The organism is Bacteroides caecicola (genome assembly GCF_023337095.1).
Classification (GTDB): Bacteria; Bacteroidota; Bacteroidia; order Bacteroidales; family Bacteroidaceae; genus Phocaeicola; species Phocaeicola gallinarum.
This window is the reverse complement of record NZ_JAMBLM010000001.1, coordinates 355,326-373,006: the sequence shown is the minus strand read 5'-3', so window position 1 is coordinate 373,006 and position 17,681 is coordinate 355,326. Positions and strand designations below refer to the sequence as shown.

Here is a 17,681-nt window from a genome sequence, read left to right as displayed (position 1 = left end):
CATTAATCACACTTACACCGATACCTTTCCGGCTATGTGAGGCCACGGGTCGTAACCCTCAAGTCGGAAATCGTCGTAAGTAAAGCTGAAAATATCTTTTACGTCGGGATTGAGTTTCATAACCGGAAGCGGACGAGGCTCGCGGGTCAACTGCAAATCTACCTGTTCCAGATGGTTGAGGTAAATATGGGCATCGCCCAATGTATGGATGAAATCGCCCGCTTTCAGTCCCGTTACCTGAGCCATCATCTGAAGCAGCAGGGCATACGAAGCAATGTTGAAGGGAACACCCAAAAAAGTATCGGCACTACGCTGATACATTTGCAGGCTCAAGCGTCCGTTTGCTACGTAAAACTGGAAGAACATGTGGCAGGGCGGCAGGTTCATGTTCTTCAAATCGGCTACATTCCAAGCATTTACGATGATGCGGCGTGAATCGGGATTATGCTTGATCGTCTCCACAGCTTCCGCTATCTGGTCGATGAATCCGCCGTCGTACGTAGGCCACGAGCGCCACTGGTATCCGTAGATGTGCCCCAAATCACCGTTCTCGTCGGCCCACTCGTTCCAGATGCGCACACCGTTTTCTTGCAGGTATTTCACGTTCGTATCGCCTTTCAACATCCAAAGCAGCTCGTGGATGATGGATTTCAAATGAAGTTTCTTGGTGGTTACCAGCGGAAAGCCGTCTTCCAGATTAAAACGCATCTGATGTCCGAACACACTGATAGTTCCGGTTCCCGTACGGTCTTCTTTCTTCACTCCCTCGGTACGGATGCGACGGAGCAAATCCAAATATTGTTTCATTCCGATATTTATTTTATAGAGGGAGCAAAGGTACGGGTTATTTTGGAATATATTGATATATGAAAGGTGCATAATTTGTATTCGGGACAAAACAGCCCGCAAAACGCTACCGTAAGCGTCCCTCATCCCATGCGGATAAGTGCTGCTGTTCTACCCATAGGAAGCAGGTGTCATACGAATAGAAATTTTCTATGCCACAAACCGGAACAAGCTCTTAATAGAGATTAAAATATGGCTTCAACCTCTGCCTGTTTTCTGAAAAAGAAGTATCTTTGCACCCTAAAATCAAATCAGGAAATGGAAGAAAGCATACGATACAACGATTTTGCCGGATTCTTAGCCAAACAATTTCCGTTTAAAGTACAGAAAATCTCTGTCAATGCAGGCTTTACATGCCCTAACCGGGATGGAACGAAAGGCTATGGCGGCTGTACGTACTGCAATAACCAAACATTTAACCCGGCTTATTGCCATACGGATAAAAGCGTGGCGATGCAATTGGAAGAAGGAAAAGCTTTTTTCGCCCATAAATATCCGCAAATGAAATATCTGGCTTACTTCCAAGCCTACACGAACACCTACGGCGAACAGGAAAAACTCGTACGCATGTACGAAGAAGCATTGCAGGTAAAAGACGTGGTGGGGCTGGTTATCGGGACACGCCCCGACTGTATGCCGGACAGTCTGCTCGATTATCTGGAAACACTGAACCGAAAAACCTTCTTGCTGGTAGAATATGGCATAGAAAGCACAAACAACGATACACTGAAGCGTATCAACCGAGGACACACATTCGAATGTACTGCCGATGCCATACAGCGCACAGCGGCGAGAGGCATACGCACGGGGGGACATATCATTCTCGGACTGCCCGGAGAAACCAGTGAAATGCTGCTCGCACAGGCCTCGCAGGTTTCGGCTTTACCGCTGACTACACTCAAACTACATCAGTTGCAACTGATAAAGGGTACACGCATGGCATACGAATACGAACATTCGCCTGAAGATTTCCACCTTTATACGGCAGACGAATATATCGACTTGGTAATCGGATATGTAGAAAGGCTTCGTCCGGATTTGGTTTTAGAGCGTTTCGTCTCGCAATCTCCCAAAGAGCTACTTATCGCACCCGACTGGGGACTGAAAAACCATGAGTTCAGTTGCCGGGTAAGAAAACGGATGCGCGAGCGAGACACATGGCAAGGGAAATATTACACTTTATAAACATAGAAAACAACATGGAACTAAAAGGTAAAGTACATTATGTAGGCGTGAACGACCGCACAAAAGCATTGTTCGAAAATCTTTGGCCGCTGCCTTACGGCGTTTCTTACAACTCGTACCTGATAGCAGACGATGAGATGGTAGCACTGATAGATACGGTAGATGTAGCTTTCTTTGAAGTTTATCTGAAGAAAATACGCAGCGTAATCGGCGACCGCAAGATTGATTACCTTATCATCAACCACATGGAGCCGGACCATTCTGGTTCTATTTCGCTGATTAAACAATACTATCCCGATATCGTACTGGTAGGAAATAAAAAAACTTTCGACATGGTAGAAGGCTATTACGGACTGACGGGCGACCGTTACGTGGTAGGCGAAGGCGATTTCTTGAAAATAGGACATCACAACTTGCGCTTCTACCTCATCCCGATGGTTCACTGGCCCGAAACAATGGTTACGTTCGATGAAACGGAAGGCATCTTGTTTTCGGGAGATGCTTTCGGATGTTTCGGCGCACTGAACGGCGGATGTATCGACAAAAACATCAATACCGACATCTATTGGAACGAGATGCGCCGCTACTACTCTAACATCGTAGGAAAATTCGGAAATCCGGTACAAAAGGCATTGCAGAAATGCAGCGGCCTGCCTATCAAGATGATTTGTTCTACCCACGGTCCGGTATGGGAGGAAAACATCCCTCAGGTGGTCGACATGTACGACAAGATGAGCCGTTACGAAGGCGAAGAAGGGGTGGTAATCGTTTACGGCACCATGTATGGCAACACGGAAGAGCTGGCTGAAGCCATCGCCGAAGAATTAAGCGCACAGGGTATTAAAAACATCATCATGCACAACGCTTCGTATACGCACCATTCGTTCATTCTGTCTGATATATTCAAATACAAAGGTCTGATAGTGGGTTGTACGACGTATAACATGAATCTCTATCCTGAAATTCAATCGCTGTTAGACAAGGTTGCCGCCCGCGAGATGAAGAACCGCATCATGGGTTACTTCGGTTCGTTCACATGGGCAAGCGCAGCCGTAAAGAAGTTAGGCGAATACACTGAAAAACTGAAGTTTGAGGTAGTAGGAAACCCGGTAGAAATGAAACAGACCATGAAAGCCGACAACTATTTGCAGGCAAAAGCACTGGCTAAAGCAATGGCAGACCGTCTGAAAGCCGACCGCAAATAAAGTCAGAAAAGCATACGAAAAAAGGGATGACCGGACTTGAAAATCGGGTCATCCCTTACTTTTTAATACATAATAAGTATTTACGATTCTTTCAAAACTTCGTCGATAGCAGCAATCTTCTTTGTAACCAAATCCAAATCGGCTTTCAGACGTTCAATCTTGCGGGTTATTTCAGTAACAAGGCTGTTACCTTTCTTTGAAGAAGAGTTAAGGAACCCGAGGTTATTTTCGTATGTCTGAATATCGTTCTTCAATCCTTCGTAAGTACGAACCAAACGTTCACGGTCACGATACAGATTTCCTTCTTTGCTCAATCCCGACTTAAAGTTACTTAATCTCTTTTCCGTAGCCGAAAGATTCAGTTTATCGAACAACTTGTCTACCAGCGAATGATATTCTTTATAGATACGGTCTTTCTCTTTGAACGGAACAAAACCTACTTCGTTCCATTCCTTCATCAATGCGCGAGTCTGTTCGGCAGCACTTTCATCGGTAATTCCCGAAGCCTCCAAAGCAGCCAGTCGCTTAATGATGTCTTCTTTCTTTGCTAAGTTTTCCTGCTCAACCGAACGCTGTGAAGAAGTGGCTTTGTTTTTCTGCTCAAAGAAATAATCGCACGCTCCGATAAAGCGCTTCCATACTGCATCCGAATGTTTCTTCGCTACGGGGCCTATGGTTTTCCATTCTTTTTGCAGACGGGTCAATATCTCTGCGGTTTCTTTCCAGTTGGTACTGTCTTTCAGTGCCTCTGCCTTTTCGCACAGCTCTTTCTTCTTCTCCAAATTCTTCGCCATATTCTCTTTGACGGATTTGAAGAAAGCAGCCTTGCGACGGAAAAACTCATCGCACGCGGCGCGGAAGCGTTCGAATATCTTCACATTCATCTTTTGGGGAGCAAAACCTATGGTTTTCCACTTAGCCTGCAGAGCCAATATCTCCTGTGTTTTTTCTTCCCAATCGCTGAAAGTCTTGAATGAATCATAATCCATCGCCTCTGCTATTTCGCAGATAACAGTTTTCTGATCCAGATTATTCTGTTCCTTTTCTTTCAACTCTTCGAAGTGTTGCTGATGACGACGGTTCACAGCCGTAGAAGCAGCCTTAAAGCGCGCCCACAAACTTTCCCGCAATTCTTTTGACACAGGACCTATACTCCGGAATTCCTGATGCAGATTCTGCAATTGATGGAAAGCCGAAACTACATCGGGCTCTTCCGCCAGCTTTTCAGCGGCTTCACACAAGCGTGTCTTTTGTTCCAGATTCTTTTTGAAGTCGTATTCGCGAAACTCGTTATTCAGCTTCACCATGTCATAAAACTTCTCTGTATAAAGCTGATAACTCCTGTATAATTCATTCTGTTTACCGGCGGGTATTTGTTTTATTTCACTCCACTCTTGCTGTAATTGCTTGAAATCATTATATATTTTGTTGGTGTCTTCGGTTGATTCGATAAGCATTCGCATTTTCTCGAGAATTGCCAACTTTTTCTGCAAATTTTCTTCCTTTTCCTGCTCTTGGGCAGCAGTCATTGCATTGCGCTTTTCTTTTATAGCTCCCATCACCTCTTTAAATTCTTTTTCAAAAGGATCGGGAACAGGCACAAACTCATCTGCATTTCCTCCGTTCTCAACAAAGACTTTACGCGCTGTGTCCTGTTCTGCTTTGTGCAGTTTATAAAACGTTTGCTTCAGCTGATCTATTTCCTGCTTATCGGCATTACAAACATCCTTATTTATCTCTTTCAAGCGCTGTATGACCTCTTCCTGAGTTTGTATCTCTGTACGCGGCGTAGCGCTTTCTGTTTCTTCCTTTGCAGAAACAGTAGAAACCGGAGCAGCCGATGTTTCTTCTACCGGCACTTCAGTTAACGGGCGATTGGTTTCATTCAGTTCCATCGTATTTAGATTTTAAAGAGTAATTTTATCTCTAACTTACAAATTAAAGAAATAAAATCTGATTTTCATACTTTTTTGCAGATTTTTTTTAATTTATACCCGCAAATTCTGATAACAGCAAAAGACTACGATAACAATACGGTTATTCCCATATACATTAACATACCGATAATATCATTCGTTATCGATATAAACGGTCCGGTGGCAATAGCCGGGTCTATTTTCAGTTTTTCTAACGTCAAAGGAACCAATGTACCAAATATAGACGCAAACATTACTACTGCGAACAAACTGATGGAAACAGAATAGCTGACCGTAGCATGGGCTCCGAAACGAATAAAATTATAGGTATAGACCAACATGGAGATAATTGTAGCATTAATCAATGCCACAACCGATTCTTTCAGAATTTGCTTGATTGTATTTTCTGCATTCAACGAACTGTTCGCCAAGCCCTGTACCACAAGCGCTGAAGATTGAGTACCCACATTTCCTCCGGTTCCACCGATAAGCGGAATATAAAGAGCCATTTCCGGATGGGCGGCAAACGTCGAATCGAAATTTCCCAAAATCATGGAGTTACCGATTCCGCCCAACATTCCGATAAGCAGCCACGGCAAACGGGCAGTGGTTTGACGAAATACGTTATCATCTGATTCTACGTCTTGCGACAAACCGGAAGCCAACTGATAGTCTCTTTCGGCTTGCTCACGCACTTCATCCATCACGTCGTCGACGGTGATTCGCCCTACCAACCTGCCGATACTGTCGACCACCGGCACAGCTACCAAGTCGTATTTCTCAATGGTCTGCACCACTTCTTCAATCGGCGTATCTACATGAACAGATATTGGATCTTTTTTCATCACGTGCTTTACTTTCGATACCGAAGGGCTGGTAATCATCTTCTTCAAAGGAAACACACCGCGCAAACGTTCGTCATCGTCTACAACGTATACATAATAAATCTCGTCCATTTCCTCTGCTTGGATACGCATCTCGCGAAGACATTCGGGCATACTCCAATTTTCGTTTACTATCACCATCTCCGTACCCATCAAACCACCGGCGGTATCTTCGTCGTATTTCAACAAGTCGACGATATCGCCTGCCTGTTCGATGTCTTCGATATGCGAAAGCACTTCTTCCTGTTTGTCTTCATCCATTTCACGGATGATGTCAACCGCATCATCCGAATCCATATAGTCGACAAAACGCTTGGCGATTGTTTCTGACGGCAATATCTCAAGGAAACGTTTTCGCGCATCCTCATCCATCTCGATAAGAACATCGGCTGCCGTCTCGTTATCTAACAGCAAATAAACAGAACGTGCTTCTTCCGCATCCAGCTCGTTACAAAGTTCAGCGATGTCGGCAGGATGTAAATCGTGCAAGATTTCCTTTAACTTGTCCGATTCTTTCTGCTCTATCAATTCTGATACTTCTTTCAACAATTCCTCGTTATTCATGCCTCTAATGCTTTTTCCACCCAATTAGTCAAACCGATGAAGTCTTGAACCGAAAGCTGTTCGGGACGCTTGCTGAAAATCGGTTCCGCACTGAGCGGGTTTGTTTTATTCAAAATGGATGCTATCGAATTACGTAATGTTTTACGGCGCTGGTTAAACGTTGTCTTCACAATCTGCTTAAACAGTTTTTCATTACATCCCAAATCATTCACATCGTTACGTGTCATGCGAATTACCGCACTTTTCACCTTTGGAGGAGGATTGAACACGTGTTCGTCTACCGTAAACAGGTATTCCACATGATACCAAGCCTGTATCAGCACGCTCAATATGCCATACGTTTTACTTCCGGGAGAAGCCGCTATACGTTCGGCCACCTCCTTCTGCACCATGCCCGTACAGCAGGGTATCAATTCTTTATTATCAAGCATCTTAAAAAATATCTGGCTGGAAATATTATACGGATAGTTTCCTGTAAGCACAAACGGCTGTCCGCCAAAAACTTTCTCTAAATCCATTTTCAGAAAATCCTGCTCAATGATATTCTCCTCCCCTAATTGCGAAAAGTTTTCGCGAAGGTATGCGGTCGATTCGAAATCGAGTTCCACAACCTTAAGCAAACGTTTTTTGGGGAGAAGGTATTGAGTAAGCACTCCCATACCTGGTCCAACTTCGAGTATCGGAATGTCCGGATAAGCATCCACTGTATCCGCTATTCTCTGCGCCACTTGCAAATCTTTCAAGAAGTGTTGTCCTAAAAACTTTTTGGGTTTTACCAATTTCATTCCACAAAATTTAAGTTTATTCCACCAAGATATTATCTTTGCAACTTGTCTTACCTGCTATCGTGCAAAGGTAAGCATTAATATTAAATAAACCGACTTATTTTGAAACGAACTGAACTAAAAATTGTCATTAATAAAACCATCCAAATAGCCCTGCCTTTGTTTTTGGGAGCAGCCATCTTGGTTTGGACTTATCACGGGTTCGACTTCCGCCGTGTTTGGAGTGTTTTAAACGGAGAAACCAACTACTGGTGGTTGCTTTTTTCGCTGGTATTCGGAGTTTTCGGACATTTGTTCCGCGGATGGCGGTGGAACCTTACGCTTGCTCCGCTCGGAGAGTATCCCAAACTGTCGAACAGTGTGTATGCCGTTTTCATATCTTATGCAGCCAATTTAGTGATTCCGCGTGTGGGAGAAGTATCCCGCTGTGGCGTGTTGGCTAAGTATGACGGAGTTTCGTTCTCCAAGTCGCTGGGTACGGTTGTTACCGAACGATTGATAGACACCCTCTGCGTACTCCTTATTACGGGAGTTACACTGCTTCTTCAATCGGGGGTATTCGCGGCTTTCTTCGCCAAAACGGGAACGAACATGTCTTTCCTTTCCGGCCTGTTTACCTCTACCAACTTTTATATTACGCTGATTTGTATTGTTGCCGTACTGGTCATGGCGTTTTTCCTTGTACGAAACCTGACCATTTTCGCCAAAGTAAGAGGTATACTGAACGACATCTGGACAGGGTGTCTTTCGCTTCGGAACGTAAAAAATCCGCCGCTCTTTATTATTTATACCATCAGCATCTGGGCCTGCTATTTCTTTCAGTTTTATGTAAGCCTGTTTTGCTTCGACTTTTCTACCGACTTAGGTATCATACCCGCACTGGTTATGTTCGTTGTCGGCAGTATCGCCGTAGCCGTTCCCACCCCTAACGGAGCCGGTCCGTGGCACTTTGCAGTCATCACCATGATGATGATGTATGGCGTAAATAAAGAAGAAGCAGGAATATTTGCCCTGTTAGTGCATGGTATTCAAACCTTTTTATTAATTTTGTTAGGTATTTACGGATTAGTGGCGCTGCCGCTCTCTAACAAAAAAACTAAAAAAACAGTAGTATGAACGACATTCTTTCTTTAGCTCCACAAAATGTGTGGAAACATTTTTATGCGTTGACACAGATTCCTCGCCCGTCAGGACACTTGGAAAAGATTCAGGCATTCTTGCTTGAATTCGGAAAAAACGTAGGCATCGAAACAAGCCAAGACGAAGCCGGAAATATCATTTACCGCAAACCTGCCACACCGGGTATGGAAAACCGCAAGACGGTGATTTTGCAGGCTCACATGGATATGGTTCCACAAAAGAACAAAGATACGGAACATGATTTTGAAAACGATCCGCTGAAAGTTTACATTGACGGCGAATGGGTAAAGGCTAAAGGCACTACACTGGGTTCGGACAACGGAATGGGGGTGGCAAGCATCATGGCTGTGATGGAAGACAATACCCTGAAACACGGACCGCTGGTAGGACTGATTACGGCAGACGAGGAAACGGGTATGTATGGAGCATTCGGACTGAAACCGGGCGAAATAGAAGCGGACATCCTGCTTAACCTCGACTCGGAAGAAGAAGGTGAACTGTATATCGGATGTGCAGGAGGAGAAGACCTGACTGCTACATTAGAATATAAAGAAGAAGAAACCGACCCCGAAGACGTGGCTTTGAAAGTTACGCTGAAAGGACTGCGTGGCGGGCATTCAGGCATCCAAATAGGATGGGGACATGCCAACGCCAACAAGCTGATGGCACGGTTCTTAAATCAGGTTATTGCTTACGACGAAGCGTGTCTGGTTTCATGGGAAGGCGGAAACATGCGTAATGCCATCCCGCGCGAATGTGAAGCCATAATTACCATCCCTGCCGAAGAGGTAGAAGATGTTCTGGCTTTCGTGGGAGAATGCGAACATGTTTGGAGAGACGAATACGCTACCATCGAAGACGGTCTCAGCTTTACTGCCGAGCGGGTTGAATTGCCCAAGATGATGGTGCCCGAAGAAATCCGCGACAATTTGGTGGATGCCATCTATGCGTGTCCCAACGGAGTGGAACGTTACATTCCTACCATCCCCGACACGGTAGAGACTTCATCGAACCTCGCCATCGTAGACATCAAAAACGGCAAGGCTACTGTCCAGATTCTGACCCGCAGCTCGCGCGACTCGATGAAAGATTATCTCAACACTTCTATCGAGAGCTGTTTCTCTATGGCAGGTATGCAGGTTGTCCGTTCAGGCTCTTATTCAGGATGGGAGCCCAACGTCAATTCCCCCATTCTGCGCGCCATGAAAGAATCTTACAAGGCTCAGTTTGGCGACAGCCCTGAAGTAAAAGTAATTCATGCCGGTTTGGAATGCGGCATCATCGGCGCTACCATTCCGGGACTGGACATGATTTCGTTCGGGCCTACCCTGCAATGTCCGCACACTCCCGAAGAGCGTTGCAACATTGCAAGCGTAAAGAAATTCTATGATTTCTTGATTGCCACACTGGAGAACACGCCTGAAAAATAGGCTAAAACAATAAAAGCCTGTTTAATTGGAATATTTAAACGACAGGCTCTAAGATAAAAAAGGTCGTCTTTATGTTCGATGTGAACAAAAAAAGACGACCTTTTTTCTACCCATAGCGTTGCTTTACACATGCGGTAGCGTTAAGTAACGCTTCGGGTAGAACTGATGAACGCTTGCGGTAGAATTTCAGCACCGCTCCGCCGGTCATTTTCCACCCTTTTCTTTGGCTTCTTCATGCGGAATGCGGAAGGCGGTATAAAGTTCGAGCAACGCCGCAATGGTGAGGCAGATAATCCACTCATTATGATGCCATAACAACATCATGACTCCCGTCATAATCAATAACATTGCACCTAAAAGTTGCTGACGGCGCAGACGGCGAATTGCAAAATTCGTGGTTTCAGGACTTGTCACAAACTGAGCATAAGCAAACAGTATGGAACCCACCAAATAAATATATGGAGCAAAGTCGAGTTTCATAAACTGAACCACCAGTCCGGCAAACAGTAAAACCGCTCCCGTCATACCAAATATATTCGCATTTTTCGCTGTCATTTCAAGTCTTCTTCAAATATAAAAATGTCTTCGTTTTCTTTCTTCATCAGATACTTCTCGCGTGCTACTTTTTCGAGCGCTTCCTTATTCGAGGTTATCTCTTTCAGCATCTTGCTGTCTTCTTCATACTGCTTGCGGTAATATTCTATCTCGGCATTCAGCTTGCTAATCTCGCGCTTGTGCGCAAAACGTTGAATCAGGCTGTTTTCATCTAACACCCCGATGACCAATAAGAATATCCCCAACGTAACCCAGTATTTGTATCGGCTGATAAAACGTCCGGTTTCTTTTAAAGTGACCATAAACTAATCCTTTTGTTGTGCGTGGGCAAAGATAACGATATTTTTGCAACCTCGTTTGTCGTAAAAAAAATATCTTTCGTATGATGCTGCTTAACATAGCAGGATGCTTGCCTGTGTTGGTTGGGTTAGTCATCCTAAATCATCGCACGATAAATTCAAAACAGTTTCTTTTACAACAGGTTTTGCTGTATTGGTTTTGTAACAACATCCTCACGGCAATGTAATCTTATCGTATCTGTTTCGAAGTCTGCAATCTGTTTTTTTGCATTTAAAAATAAAACTATGGTTAATTTTAATAAAGCGAAGAAAAGGATGGACTGTAAGGCGTTGATTCTTAGTCTGGTGATGGGTGGATTCTGCCTGAATGCAAGTGCCCAGAAAGTAGTGTTCGATTTTGGTGGAAAGGTAACCGACCCAAGCGGGAAGGGTATTTCCGGTGTGGTGGTAAACGACGGTATCCACTTTACCAAGACCGATGCGCAAGGGGCATGGTCTTTGGTTTCGGATACAACGTTAAGCAAATTTGTAAGTATATCAGTGCCGGCATCTTGTGTTTTGCCTCAGCAAGACGGGCTGGCAAACAACTATTATATATCTGTACGCGCGTTGGCGCAAACGGGCGGGAAGCATGATTTTGTGTTGGAAAAGCGAGACCAGACGGAAGAGAGCTTTCATTACATTGCCATATCAGATCCTCAGGTACGTAACGCCGACCAGATGAAGCGTTGGCGACAGGAAACAGTGCCTGATTTGAAAGAGGTAATCGATTCGCTGAAACAGTCGCGCGAAGTGGTGGCTATGACGTTGGGCGACTTGGTGTGGGATAACATGCCGTTGTTCGACGAATACCGTGAGTCGGTAAAAAACACCGGTGCGGTTTTCTTCCAATGTATCGGTAATCATGATTTCGACAAGCAATACCAAGACCTTCATAATATGGCGAAAGGCACGCCCGTGTATGGCGAAATGGTGTACGGACGCTATTTCGGTCCTACCGACTATTCGTTTAATATAGGCAAGGCGCATGTGGTAACTATGAAAGATATCAACTATGTGGGCGGGAAGCAGTATGTAGAAAGCCTGACCGGTCAGCAGTTGGAATGGCTGAAGAACGATTTAAACTACGTGCCGAAAGGCAGTCTGGTTATATTGAACCTCCATGCGCCGGTATGGAACAAGGTTTCGCCGGGTGGAAATGTCCGCAATGCAAACGCTTTGAAAGAAGTATTGAAAGACTACCGGGTGCATGTATTTTCCGGTCATACACATTTCTTCCAGAATAATGAAGTTACTCCTACGCTTTATGAACATAACATCGGTGCGGCTTGTGGCGGCTGGTGGTCAGGATGGGTAAACCAGTGTGGCGCGCCCAACGGTTATATGGTGGTAGATGTCGATGGTACCGACGTGAAATGGCATTATAAGGCTACGCGCCGTAATTTTGCTTACCAGTTCCGTGTGTATAAAAAAGGAGAGTTTACGGCTCAAAGCAGTTTCGTAGTAGCTAATGTATGGGATTGGGACAGTGCCTGCCGTGTGGTATGGTATCAAGACGGAAAACCGATGGGAGACATGGAACAGTTTATCGGTTCTGATGAAGAACGTGCTTCGCAATTAAAGAAGCGTAGCGATGCAGAGCCTACGGCTCATTTGTTCCGTGCCATGCCCTCCGACGGTGCCAAACAGATTAAAATAGAGTTTACCAATCGTTTCGGGGAAGTCTATACACAGACCATCAACTCTAAAAATACATATTTCTTTTAATACATAAATAATGAAAACATTAAAATCAGTAGTTGTATTCCTGATGCTGTTGGTGGCAGGAAGTGTAATGACGCTTTCGGCTCAAAACAGAACCATTTCGGGAAAAGTGTTTGACGCAAACGAAGAACCTCTTATCGGGGTGACGGTTGCGGTGGAAAGTGCTACTATCGGTGCTGTGACCGATATAGACGGAGCGTTTACCATTCAAGTACCGGAAGGGAAAGTGGTCTTGAATGTATCTTACATCGGTTTTGCTTCGCAGCAGGTAACAGTAGCAGCAAACCAGTCGACTGTAACCGTCCACCTGAAAGAAGATGCAGTATTGCTGAACGAAACGGTTGTGGTAGGTTACGGTAAACAGAAGAAAGTAAACCTTACCGGAGCTGTTGCCAACATTGGAGGTGATGAGCTGGAAAACCGCGTAACTACTTCGTTGAGTAACATGCTGCAAGGTACGGTAGCCGGTTTGAACGTAACCACTTCTTCGGGTGTTCCGGGAAGTTCGGCTTCTATCAATGTGCGTGGTGTGACTTCTATCAACGATGCCGAACCGCTGGTATTGATAGACGGTGCGGTAGGCGAGATTGACCGCATCAACCCGAACGACGTAGAGTCGATTTCTGTCATTAAGGATGCGTCGGCAGCTGCTATTTACGGTGCGCGTGCAGCCTTCGGTGTGATTTTGGTCACAACCAAGTCGGGAGCCGCCAAAGACGGAAAAGCCACAGTACGTTATAGTGGCCGCTTCGGTTGGCAGGCGCCTACTACTTCTACCGATTATGAAACAACCGGTTATTGGTCGGTTTATACCATCAATCAGTTCTGGCAAGCCGATTCGGGTACATTGTATGTCGATTATACCGATCAAGACATGCAGGCATTGTGGGACCGTGTGAACGACAAGACCGAAAACCCCGACCGCCCGTGGGTAGTGGAAGATGTACGCAACGGCCGTCGCCAGTGGGTATATTACGGAAACCACGACTGGTGGCACGAATTGTATCGCGATAACCGCCCGATGCAGCAGCACAATATTTCAATCAGCGGCGGAAAAGACGATATCAAATATTATTTGTCGGGTTCGTTCGACAAACAGACCGGTATCTTGCGCGAAAATCCCGATGTTTTCCGGAAGTATAATTTGCGTTCGAAGATTGATTTCCGTATCAATGAGTGGTTTACAATGTCGAACAATACTTCGTTCTACAGTTCGCAATACAATTATTTGGGCGATGGCAGCGTAGAAAATACCTTGGCATATAGTGCCCGCCATGCTTTGGCTTGTTTCCCTCAGAAGAACCCTGACGGTTCGTGGTTGTATAGTACACCTTATTTGAATTATAAGGTAGCCAATGGCCGGCATATCTTGTTGGGTGAAGATTCACACCGCAATATAGAACGGGGTACTGACTTCTCGAATACTACCCGTTTGGTTTATTCTCCCATAAAAGAACTGAGCTTTACGGGCGACTTTACTTACCGTTTGTATCAGACGCGCAATACGAGCCGTTCCAATCCGATGTATTACCGTGAATATCCCGATGGCGATTTGCTTTCGTATGCTACCGGTGCCGGTGCCAACCGTTTGGACGAGTCGGTGAATACAAGTAATTATTATTCTACGAACATCTTTGGTAATTATACCGATACGTTTAACGATGCACATCATTTGACTGTAGTAGCCGGTATGAACTACGAGGCATGGAAGAGCAAAAATGTTTCCGGATACGGTGAGAACTTGGTATCTGCCGATTTGGACGACTTGGATTTGGTAGGTCAGAATGCCGAAGGTGCTACCATTACCGGTGTAGGCGGTGGTCAGAACGAATATGCTTTGTTAGGTATCTTCGGACGTATTAACTATGACTATATGAGCCGCTACCTATTCGAAGTGAGCGGACGCTACGATGGTACTTCCCGTTTTGCGAAAGGCAACCGTTGGGGATTCTTCCCGTCAGCTTCTGTGGGATGGCGTATTTCGGAAGAATCTTTCTTCCAGCCTGCACGCCGTTTGGTAGATAACTTGAAAATCAGAGCGTCTTTCGGTAGCTTGGGTAACCAAAATGTATCGTCTTACTATACTTTCGCACGTCTGGTTTCGATAGCCAATTTAGGCTATACGTTCGGCGAAGGAAGTGTGTTGCCCAAATATTCTACATTGGGTGCTCCGATAGCTTCGGACATGACTTGGGAAACAGCCCAGCAATGGGATTTCGGTTTCGACCTGACGATGTTAGGAAATCGCTTGAACCTGACGGTAGACGGCTATATACGTAATACACGCGATATGTTGACCGACGGCGTGGAACTTCCTGCCGTATACGGTGCGAGTGTGCCTGATATGAATGCTGCCGACCTGCGTACAAAAGGATATGAAATCACATTGAACTGGCGTGACCAATTAACATTGGGAGGCAAGCCGTTTGAATACAGCGTCGGGCTTAACCTGAGCGACTATAAGAGTATCGTAACTAAGTATGATAATAAAAACAAGACTTTTGCACAACCTTATTATGAAGGTATGGAAATCGGTGAGATCTGGGGATTCGTGACCGACGGACTTTTCCAAAGCGATGAAGAAGCCCAAGCATACGCCGAACAGTTGGATTTGAGTTATGTACTGAAAGGACAAACCGGAGGTTGGCAAGCAGGTGACGTGAAGTTTGTCAATCTGGATGGAGATAACAAGATAGGTATCGGAAGCAATAATGTGGATAATCCGGGCGACCGCAAGATACTCGGTAATTCGTTGCCTTCGCTTTCATACGGTATTACGGTAAGCGTGCGCTGGAACGGCATTGATGTGTCGGCATTCTTCCAAGGGACAGGAAACCATTATTGGTATCCCGATGGAGAATCCATGCCTTTCTGGGGAGCTTACTCTTATCCGTACCTGTCTTTCTTGCAGAAGGATTTCTTGCAGAATGTGTGGTCAGAAGATAATACGGGAGCTTATTTCCCGCGTGCGATGGCTTATTCGGCATCGGGCGGTGTGCTGAGCAATGTAAACGACCGTTATTTGCAGAATATACGTTACATGCGTTTCAAGAACCTGACTGTGGGTTATACCCTGCCGCAACAGTGGACGAAGAAAGCCGGCATTGAGTCTGTACGTGTATATTTTACGGGTGAAAACCTTTGCTACTGGTCTCCGTTGAAGAAACATTCGAAGTATGTCGACCCTGAAGGAGCTATCGACCGGAGCGGAGCTTACAACAATGCATTCTATCCGTGGCAGAAATCATTCCTGTTCGGTATTGATGTCACTTTCTAACATGAACTATTAAACAAAAGCAAAACGATTATGAAAAAAAGAAATATATTTATAGCACTTGCATTGTTCGCCGGACTTTCATCGTGTGACGACTGGCTAAATAAAAGCCCTTTGAGTGAAATAGAGGAGGAAAACTATTTCAGAACAGAAACCGACCTCCAGCTTTTCAGCAACGGTTTTTATAACAGCATTCTCAATAAATCGCCGTATGACGAGCAGAGCGATGTATATGTACAGCAAGAACTTTCCGATGAAATATTGGGCGGAGAAAACCGTATCGTCCCGGCAAGCGGAGGCGGATGGAGCTGGACAGCCTTGCGCAGTGTCAATACCTTATTAGGTAATGTGGATAAATGTGAAGATGCGGAAGCGGCTACAAAATATACCGCAGTGGCACGTTTCTTCCGTGCCTACTTCTATTATGACAAGGTAAAACGTTTCGGCGATGTGCCTTGGTATGATAAAGAAATGTTTTCGGACGACCCCGACCTGTATAAGGCGCGTGATTCGCGCGAACTGGTGATGACCAACATGCTTGCCGATATTGACTATGCTATCGAGAACCTGCCTACCCGTGCGGAAGAATCAAGCAGTCCTTTCCGTGTGACCCGTGGGGCAGCGTTGGCGTTGAAGTCTCGTTTCTGCCTGTACGAAGGTACTTACCGCAAATACCATAACCTGACTTTGGATGGGAATGATTATACGTATTACCTGCAACAGGCAGCGGATGCAGCAGAAGAATTGATTGACGGCGGTGAATATCATTTGTATTCTACCGGAAATCCGGAAGAAGATTACCTGATGCTGTTTGCCGAAGAAGATGCCAATCCCGATGAATACATCCTTGCCATCAAATTTGATTACGGCATGAGCGTTTACCATAATGCAACGGCGCATACGCTGGTGCCTACGCAGGGACGTCCGGGGCTGACCCGTAAATTGATTAATACGTATCTGATGAAAGACGGAACACGTTTTACCGACCGTGCCGGTTGGGAAACCATGCCGTTTACCGAGGAAGTGAAAGACCGCGACCCGCGTCTGGCGCAGAGCATCCGTACTCCGGGCTATCACCGTATCGGCAGGACGGATATTCTGGCTCCTGATTTGTCGGTTAGCGTAACAGGTTACCAGCCGATTAAATACGTGCAAGACCCGTCGGCTTCGGGTGGTCAGGTAGACCGTAACGACCGTTCTACTTGCGACCTTCCGGTATTCCGCCTTGCTGAAGTGATGCTGAATTTTGCTGAGGCTAAAGCCGAGTTAGGAACACTGACCCAAGAAGATTTGGACAAATCGGTCAATGAAATCCGCGACCGTGTAGATATGCCTCATTTGGATATGGCTCAAGCCAATGCCAATCCCGACAGCTACCTTTCGTCTGCCGAATACGGTTATACCAACGTAACCAGAAGCAATCAGGGCGTAATCTTGGAGATCCGCCGTGAGCGTGCTATCGAGCTGACTCAGGAAGGTTTCCGTTTCGATGACTTGGTCCGTTGGAAAGCCGGTGCTTGTATCGACCAGTCTCTTATGGGTATGTATTTCCCCAGTGCAGGCGAATACGACCTGAGCGGAGACGGTCAGATTGATGTGGTTTTGTATGAGGGAGATAACGAACCGGTTCTTGACGGTGCGCAGATATATCGGATTGGTTCGGATATAACTCTTTCTGAAGGCAACCACGGATATATCAATTATCACCATAACATTAGCCGTACGCCGTTTGATGAAGAACGCGATTATCTCTATCCGATACCAATCAACGAACGTTCGTTGAATCCGAGTCTGGCACAGAACCCGGGTTGGGACGACGGACTTTCTATCTGAT

At 45.5% G+C, this 17,681-nt stretch carries 13 protein-coding genes; 7 read left to right on the top strand and 6 right to left on the bottom strand.

The features are described 5' to 3' along the window. Positions 1-12: 12 nt before the first annotated feature. Positions 13-807 (bottom strand): thymidylate synthase, encoded by a 795-nt coding sequence (locus tag M3085_RS01470; protein ID WP_191710037.1) that lies wholly within the window; start codon positions 805-807, stop codon positions 13-15. A 297-nt stretch (positions 808-1,104) separates the two neighbouring features. Between M3085_RS01470 and M3085_RS01465 the strand changes: the two genes are divergently transcribed. Continuing rightward, complete coding sequence (locus tag M3085_RS01465; RefSeq protein WP_249052138.1) at positions 1,105-2,031, top strand: TIGR01212 family radical SAM protein; 927 nt, start codon at positions 1,105-1,107, stop codon at positions 2,029-2,031. A 14-nt stretch (positions 2,032-2,045) separates the two neighbouring features. Further along, on the top strand, positions 2,046-3,236 hold the full coding sequence (locus M3085_RS01460) for an FprA family A-type flavoprotein (RefSeq protein WP_178255737.1): 1,191 nt from the start codon (positions 2,046-2,048) through the stop codon (positions 3,234-3,236). 80 nt (positions 3,237-3,316) lie between these two features. On the opposite strand, the gene M3085_RS01455 is transcribed toward M3085_RS01460, so the two are convergent. The 3 genes from M3085_RS01455 to rsmA all read right to left on the bottom strand — a co-directional run bounded on the left by M3085_RS01455 (position 3,317) and on the right by rsmA (position 7,385). After that, the gene (locus tag M3085_RS01455) at positions 3,317-5,131 is read right to left on the bottom strand and encodes a DUF349 domain-containing protein (RefSeq protein ID WP_249052137.1); all 1,815 of its coding nucleotides are present in this window, start codon (positions 5,129-5,131) and stop codon (positions 3,317-3,319) included. Between the two features lie 125 nt (positions 5,132-5,256). After that, positions 5,257-6,600 carry a magnesium transporter gene (gene mgtE, locus M3085_RS01450; protein WP_178255735.1) on the bottom strand — a complete coding sequence of 448 codons (1,344 nt, stop codon included), beginning with the start codon at positions 6,598-6,600 and terminating at the stop codon, positions 5,257-5,259. Next, positions 6,597-7,385 carry a 16S rRNA (adenine(1518)-N(6)/adenine(1519)-N(6))-dimethyltransferase RsmA gene (rsmA, locus tag M3085_RS01445; protein WP_178255734.1) on the bottom strand — a complete coding sequence of 263 codons (789 nt, stop codon included), beginning with the start codon at positions 7,383-7,385 and terminating at the stop codon, positions 6,597-6,599. Before rsmA ends, mgtE begins: the two co-directional genes overlap by 4 nt. A 102-nt stretch (positions 7,386-7,487) precedes the next feature. Between rsmA and M3085_RS01440 the strand changes: the two genes are divergently transcribed. Together M3085_RS01440 and M3085_RS01435 are read left to right on the top strand one after the other, a co-directional pair. Beyond that, positions 7,488-8,501, top strand: a complete 1,014-nt coding sequence (locus M3085_RS01440; RefSeq protein ID WP_178255733.1) for a lysylphosphatidylglycerol synthase transmembrane domain-containing protein — start codon at positions 7,488-7,490, stop codon at positions 8,499-8,501. Continuing rightward, complete coding sequence (locus tag M3085_RS01435) at positions 8,498-9,955, top strand: aminoacyl-histidine dipeptidase (protein ID WP_204500652.1); 1,458 nt, start codon at positions 8,498-8,500, stop codon at positions 9,953-9,955. Before M3085_RS01440 ends, M3085_RS01435 begins: the two co-directional genes overlap by 4 nt. Positions 9,956-10,159: 204 nt before the next feature. Here M3085_RS01435 and M3085_RS01430 read toward each other — a convergent pair whose 3' ends face one another. Both M3085_RS01430 and M3085_RS01425 read right to left on the bottom strand, forming a co-directional pair. Beyond that, the gene (locus M3085_RS01430) at positions 10,160-10,510 is read right to left on the bottom strand and encodes a hypothetical protein (RefSeq protein WP_225230912.1); all 351 of its coding nucleotides are present in this window, start codon (positions 10,508-10,510) and stop codon (positions 10,160-10,162) included. Further along, the gene (locus tag M3085_RS01425) at positions 10,507-10,812 is read right to left on the bottom strand and encodes an FtsB family cell division protein (protein WP_178255731.1); all 306 of its coding nucleotides are present in this window, start codon (positions 10,810-10,812) and stop codon (positions 10,507-10,509) included. Before M3085_RS01425 ends, M3085_RS01430 begins: the two co-directional genes overlap by 4 nt. Before the next feature lie 312 nt (positions 10,813-11,124). Between M3085_RS01425 and M3085_RS01420 the strand changes: the two genes are divergently transcribed. Genes M3085_RS01420 through M3085_RS01410 form a run of 3 tightly spaced genes read left to right on the top strand, consistent with a single transcriptional unit; the run spans position 11,125 to position 17,680 of the window. After that, positions 11,125-12,576: a calcineurin-like phosphoesterase C-terminal domain-containing protein gene (locus tag M3085_RS01420; protein ID WP_410554023.1), complete on the top strand. Its 1,452-nt coding sequence runs from the start codon at positions 11,125-11,127 to the stop codon at positions 12,574-12,576. A gap of 10 nt (positions 12,577-12,586) precedes the next feature. Further along, the gene (locus M3085_RS01415; protein ID WP_191710032.1) at positions 12,587-15,850 is read left to right on the top strand and encodes a SusC/RagA family TonB-linked outer membrane protein; all 3,264 of its coding nucleotides are present in this window, start codon (positions 12,587-12,589) and stop codon (positions 15,848-15,850) included. Between the two features lie 30 nt (positions 15,851-15,880). Beyond that, complete coding sequence (locus M3085_RS01410; RefSeq protein ID WP_178255729.1) at positions 15,881-17,680, top strand: RagB/SusD family nutrient uptake outer membrane protein; 1,800 nt, start codon at positions 15,881-15,883, stop codon at positions 17,678-17,680. Position 17,681: the final 1 nt, after the last annotated feature.

What these genes read in the sequence shown, in the direction of transcription:
- M3085_RS01430 (WP_225230912.1), bottom strand. Translation starts at nt 10,510, where the DNA reads ATGACAGCGAAAAATGCGAATATATTTGGTATGACGGGAGCGGTTTTA.
- M3085_RS01455 (WP_249052137.1), bottom strand. Translation starts at nt 5,131, where the DNA reads ATGGAACTGAATGAAACCAATCGCCCGTTAACTGAAGTGCCGGTAGAA.
- M3085_RS01410 (WP_178255729.1), top strand. Translation starts at nt 15,881, where the DNA reads ATGAAAAAAAGAAATATATTTATAGCACTTGCATTGTTCGCCGGACTT.
- M3085_RS01435 (WP_204500652.1), top strand. Translation starts at nt 8,498, where the DNA reads ATGAACGACATTCTTTCTTTAGCTCCACAAAATGTGTGGAAACATTTT.
- rsmA (WP_178255734.1), bottom strand. Translation starts at nt 7,385, where the DNA reads ATGAAATTGGTAAAACCCAAAAAGTTTTTAGGACAACACTTCTTGAAA.
- M3085_RS01460 (WP_178255737.1), top strand. Translation starts at nt 2,046, where the DNA reads ATGGAACTAAAAGGTAAAGTACATTATGTAGGCGTGAACGACCGCACA.
- M3085_RS01420 (WP_410554023.1), top strand. Translation starts at nt 11,125, where the DNA reads ATGGACTGTAAGGCGTTGATTCTTAGTCTGGTGATGGGTGGATTCTGC.
- M3085_RS01465 (WP_249052138.1), top strand. Translation starts at nt 1,105, where the DNA reads ATGGAAGAAAGCATACGATACAACGATTTTGCCGGATTCTTAGCCAAA.
- M3085_RS01425 (WP_178255731.1), bottom strand. Translation starts at nt 10,812, where the DNA reads ATGGTCACTTTAAAAGAAACCGGACGTTTTATCAGCCGATACAAATAC.
- M3085_RS01415 (WP_191710032.1), top strand. Translation starts at nt 12,587, where the DNA reads ATGAAAACATTAAAATCAGTAGTTGTATTCCTGATGCTGTTGGTGGCA.
- mgtE (WP_178255735.1), bottom strand. Translation starts at nt 6,600, where the DNA reads ATGAATAACGAGGAATTGTTGAAAGAAGTATCAGAATTGATAGAGCAG.
- M3085_RS01470 (WP_191710037.1), bottom strand. Translation starts at nt 807, where the DNA reads ATGAAACAATATTTGGATTTGCTCCGTCGCATCCGTACCGAGGGAGTG.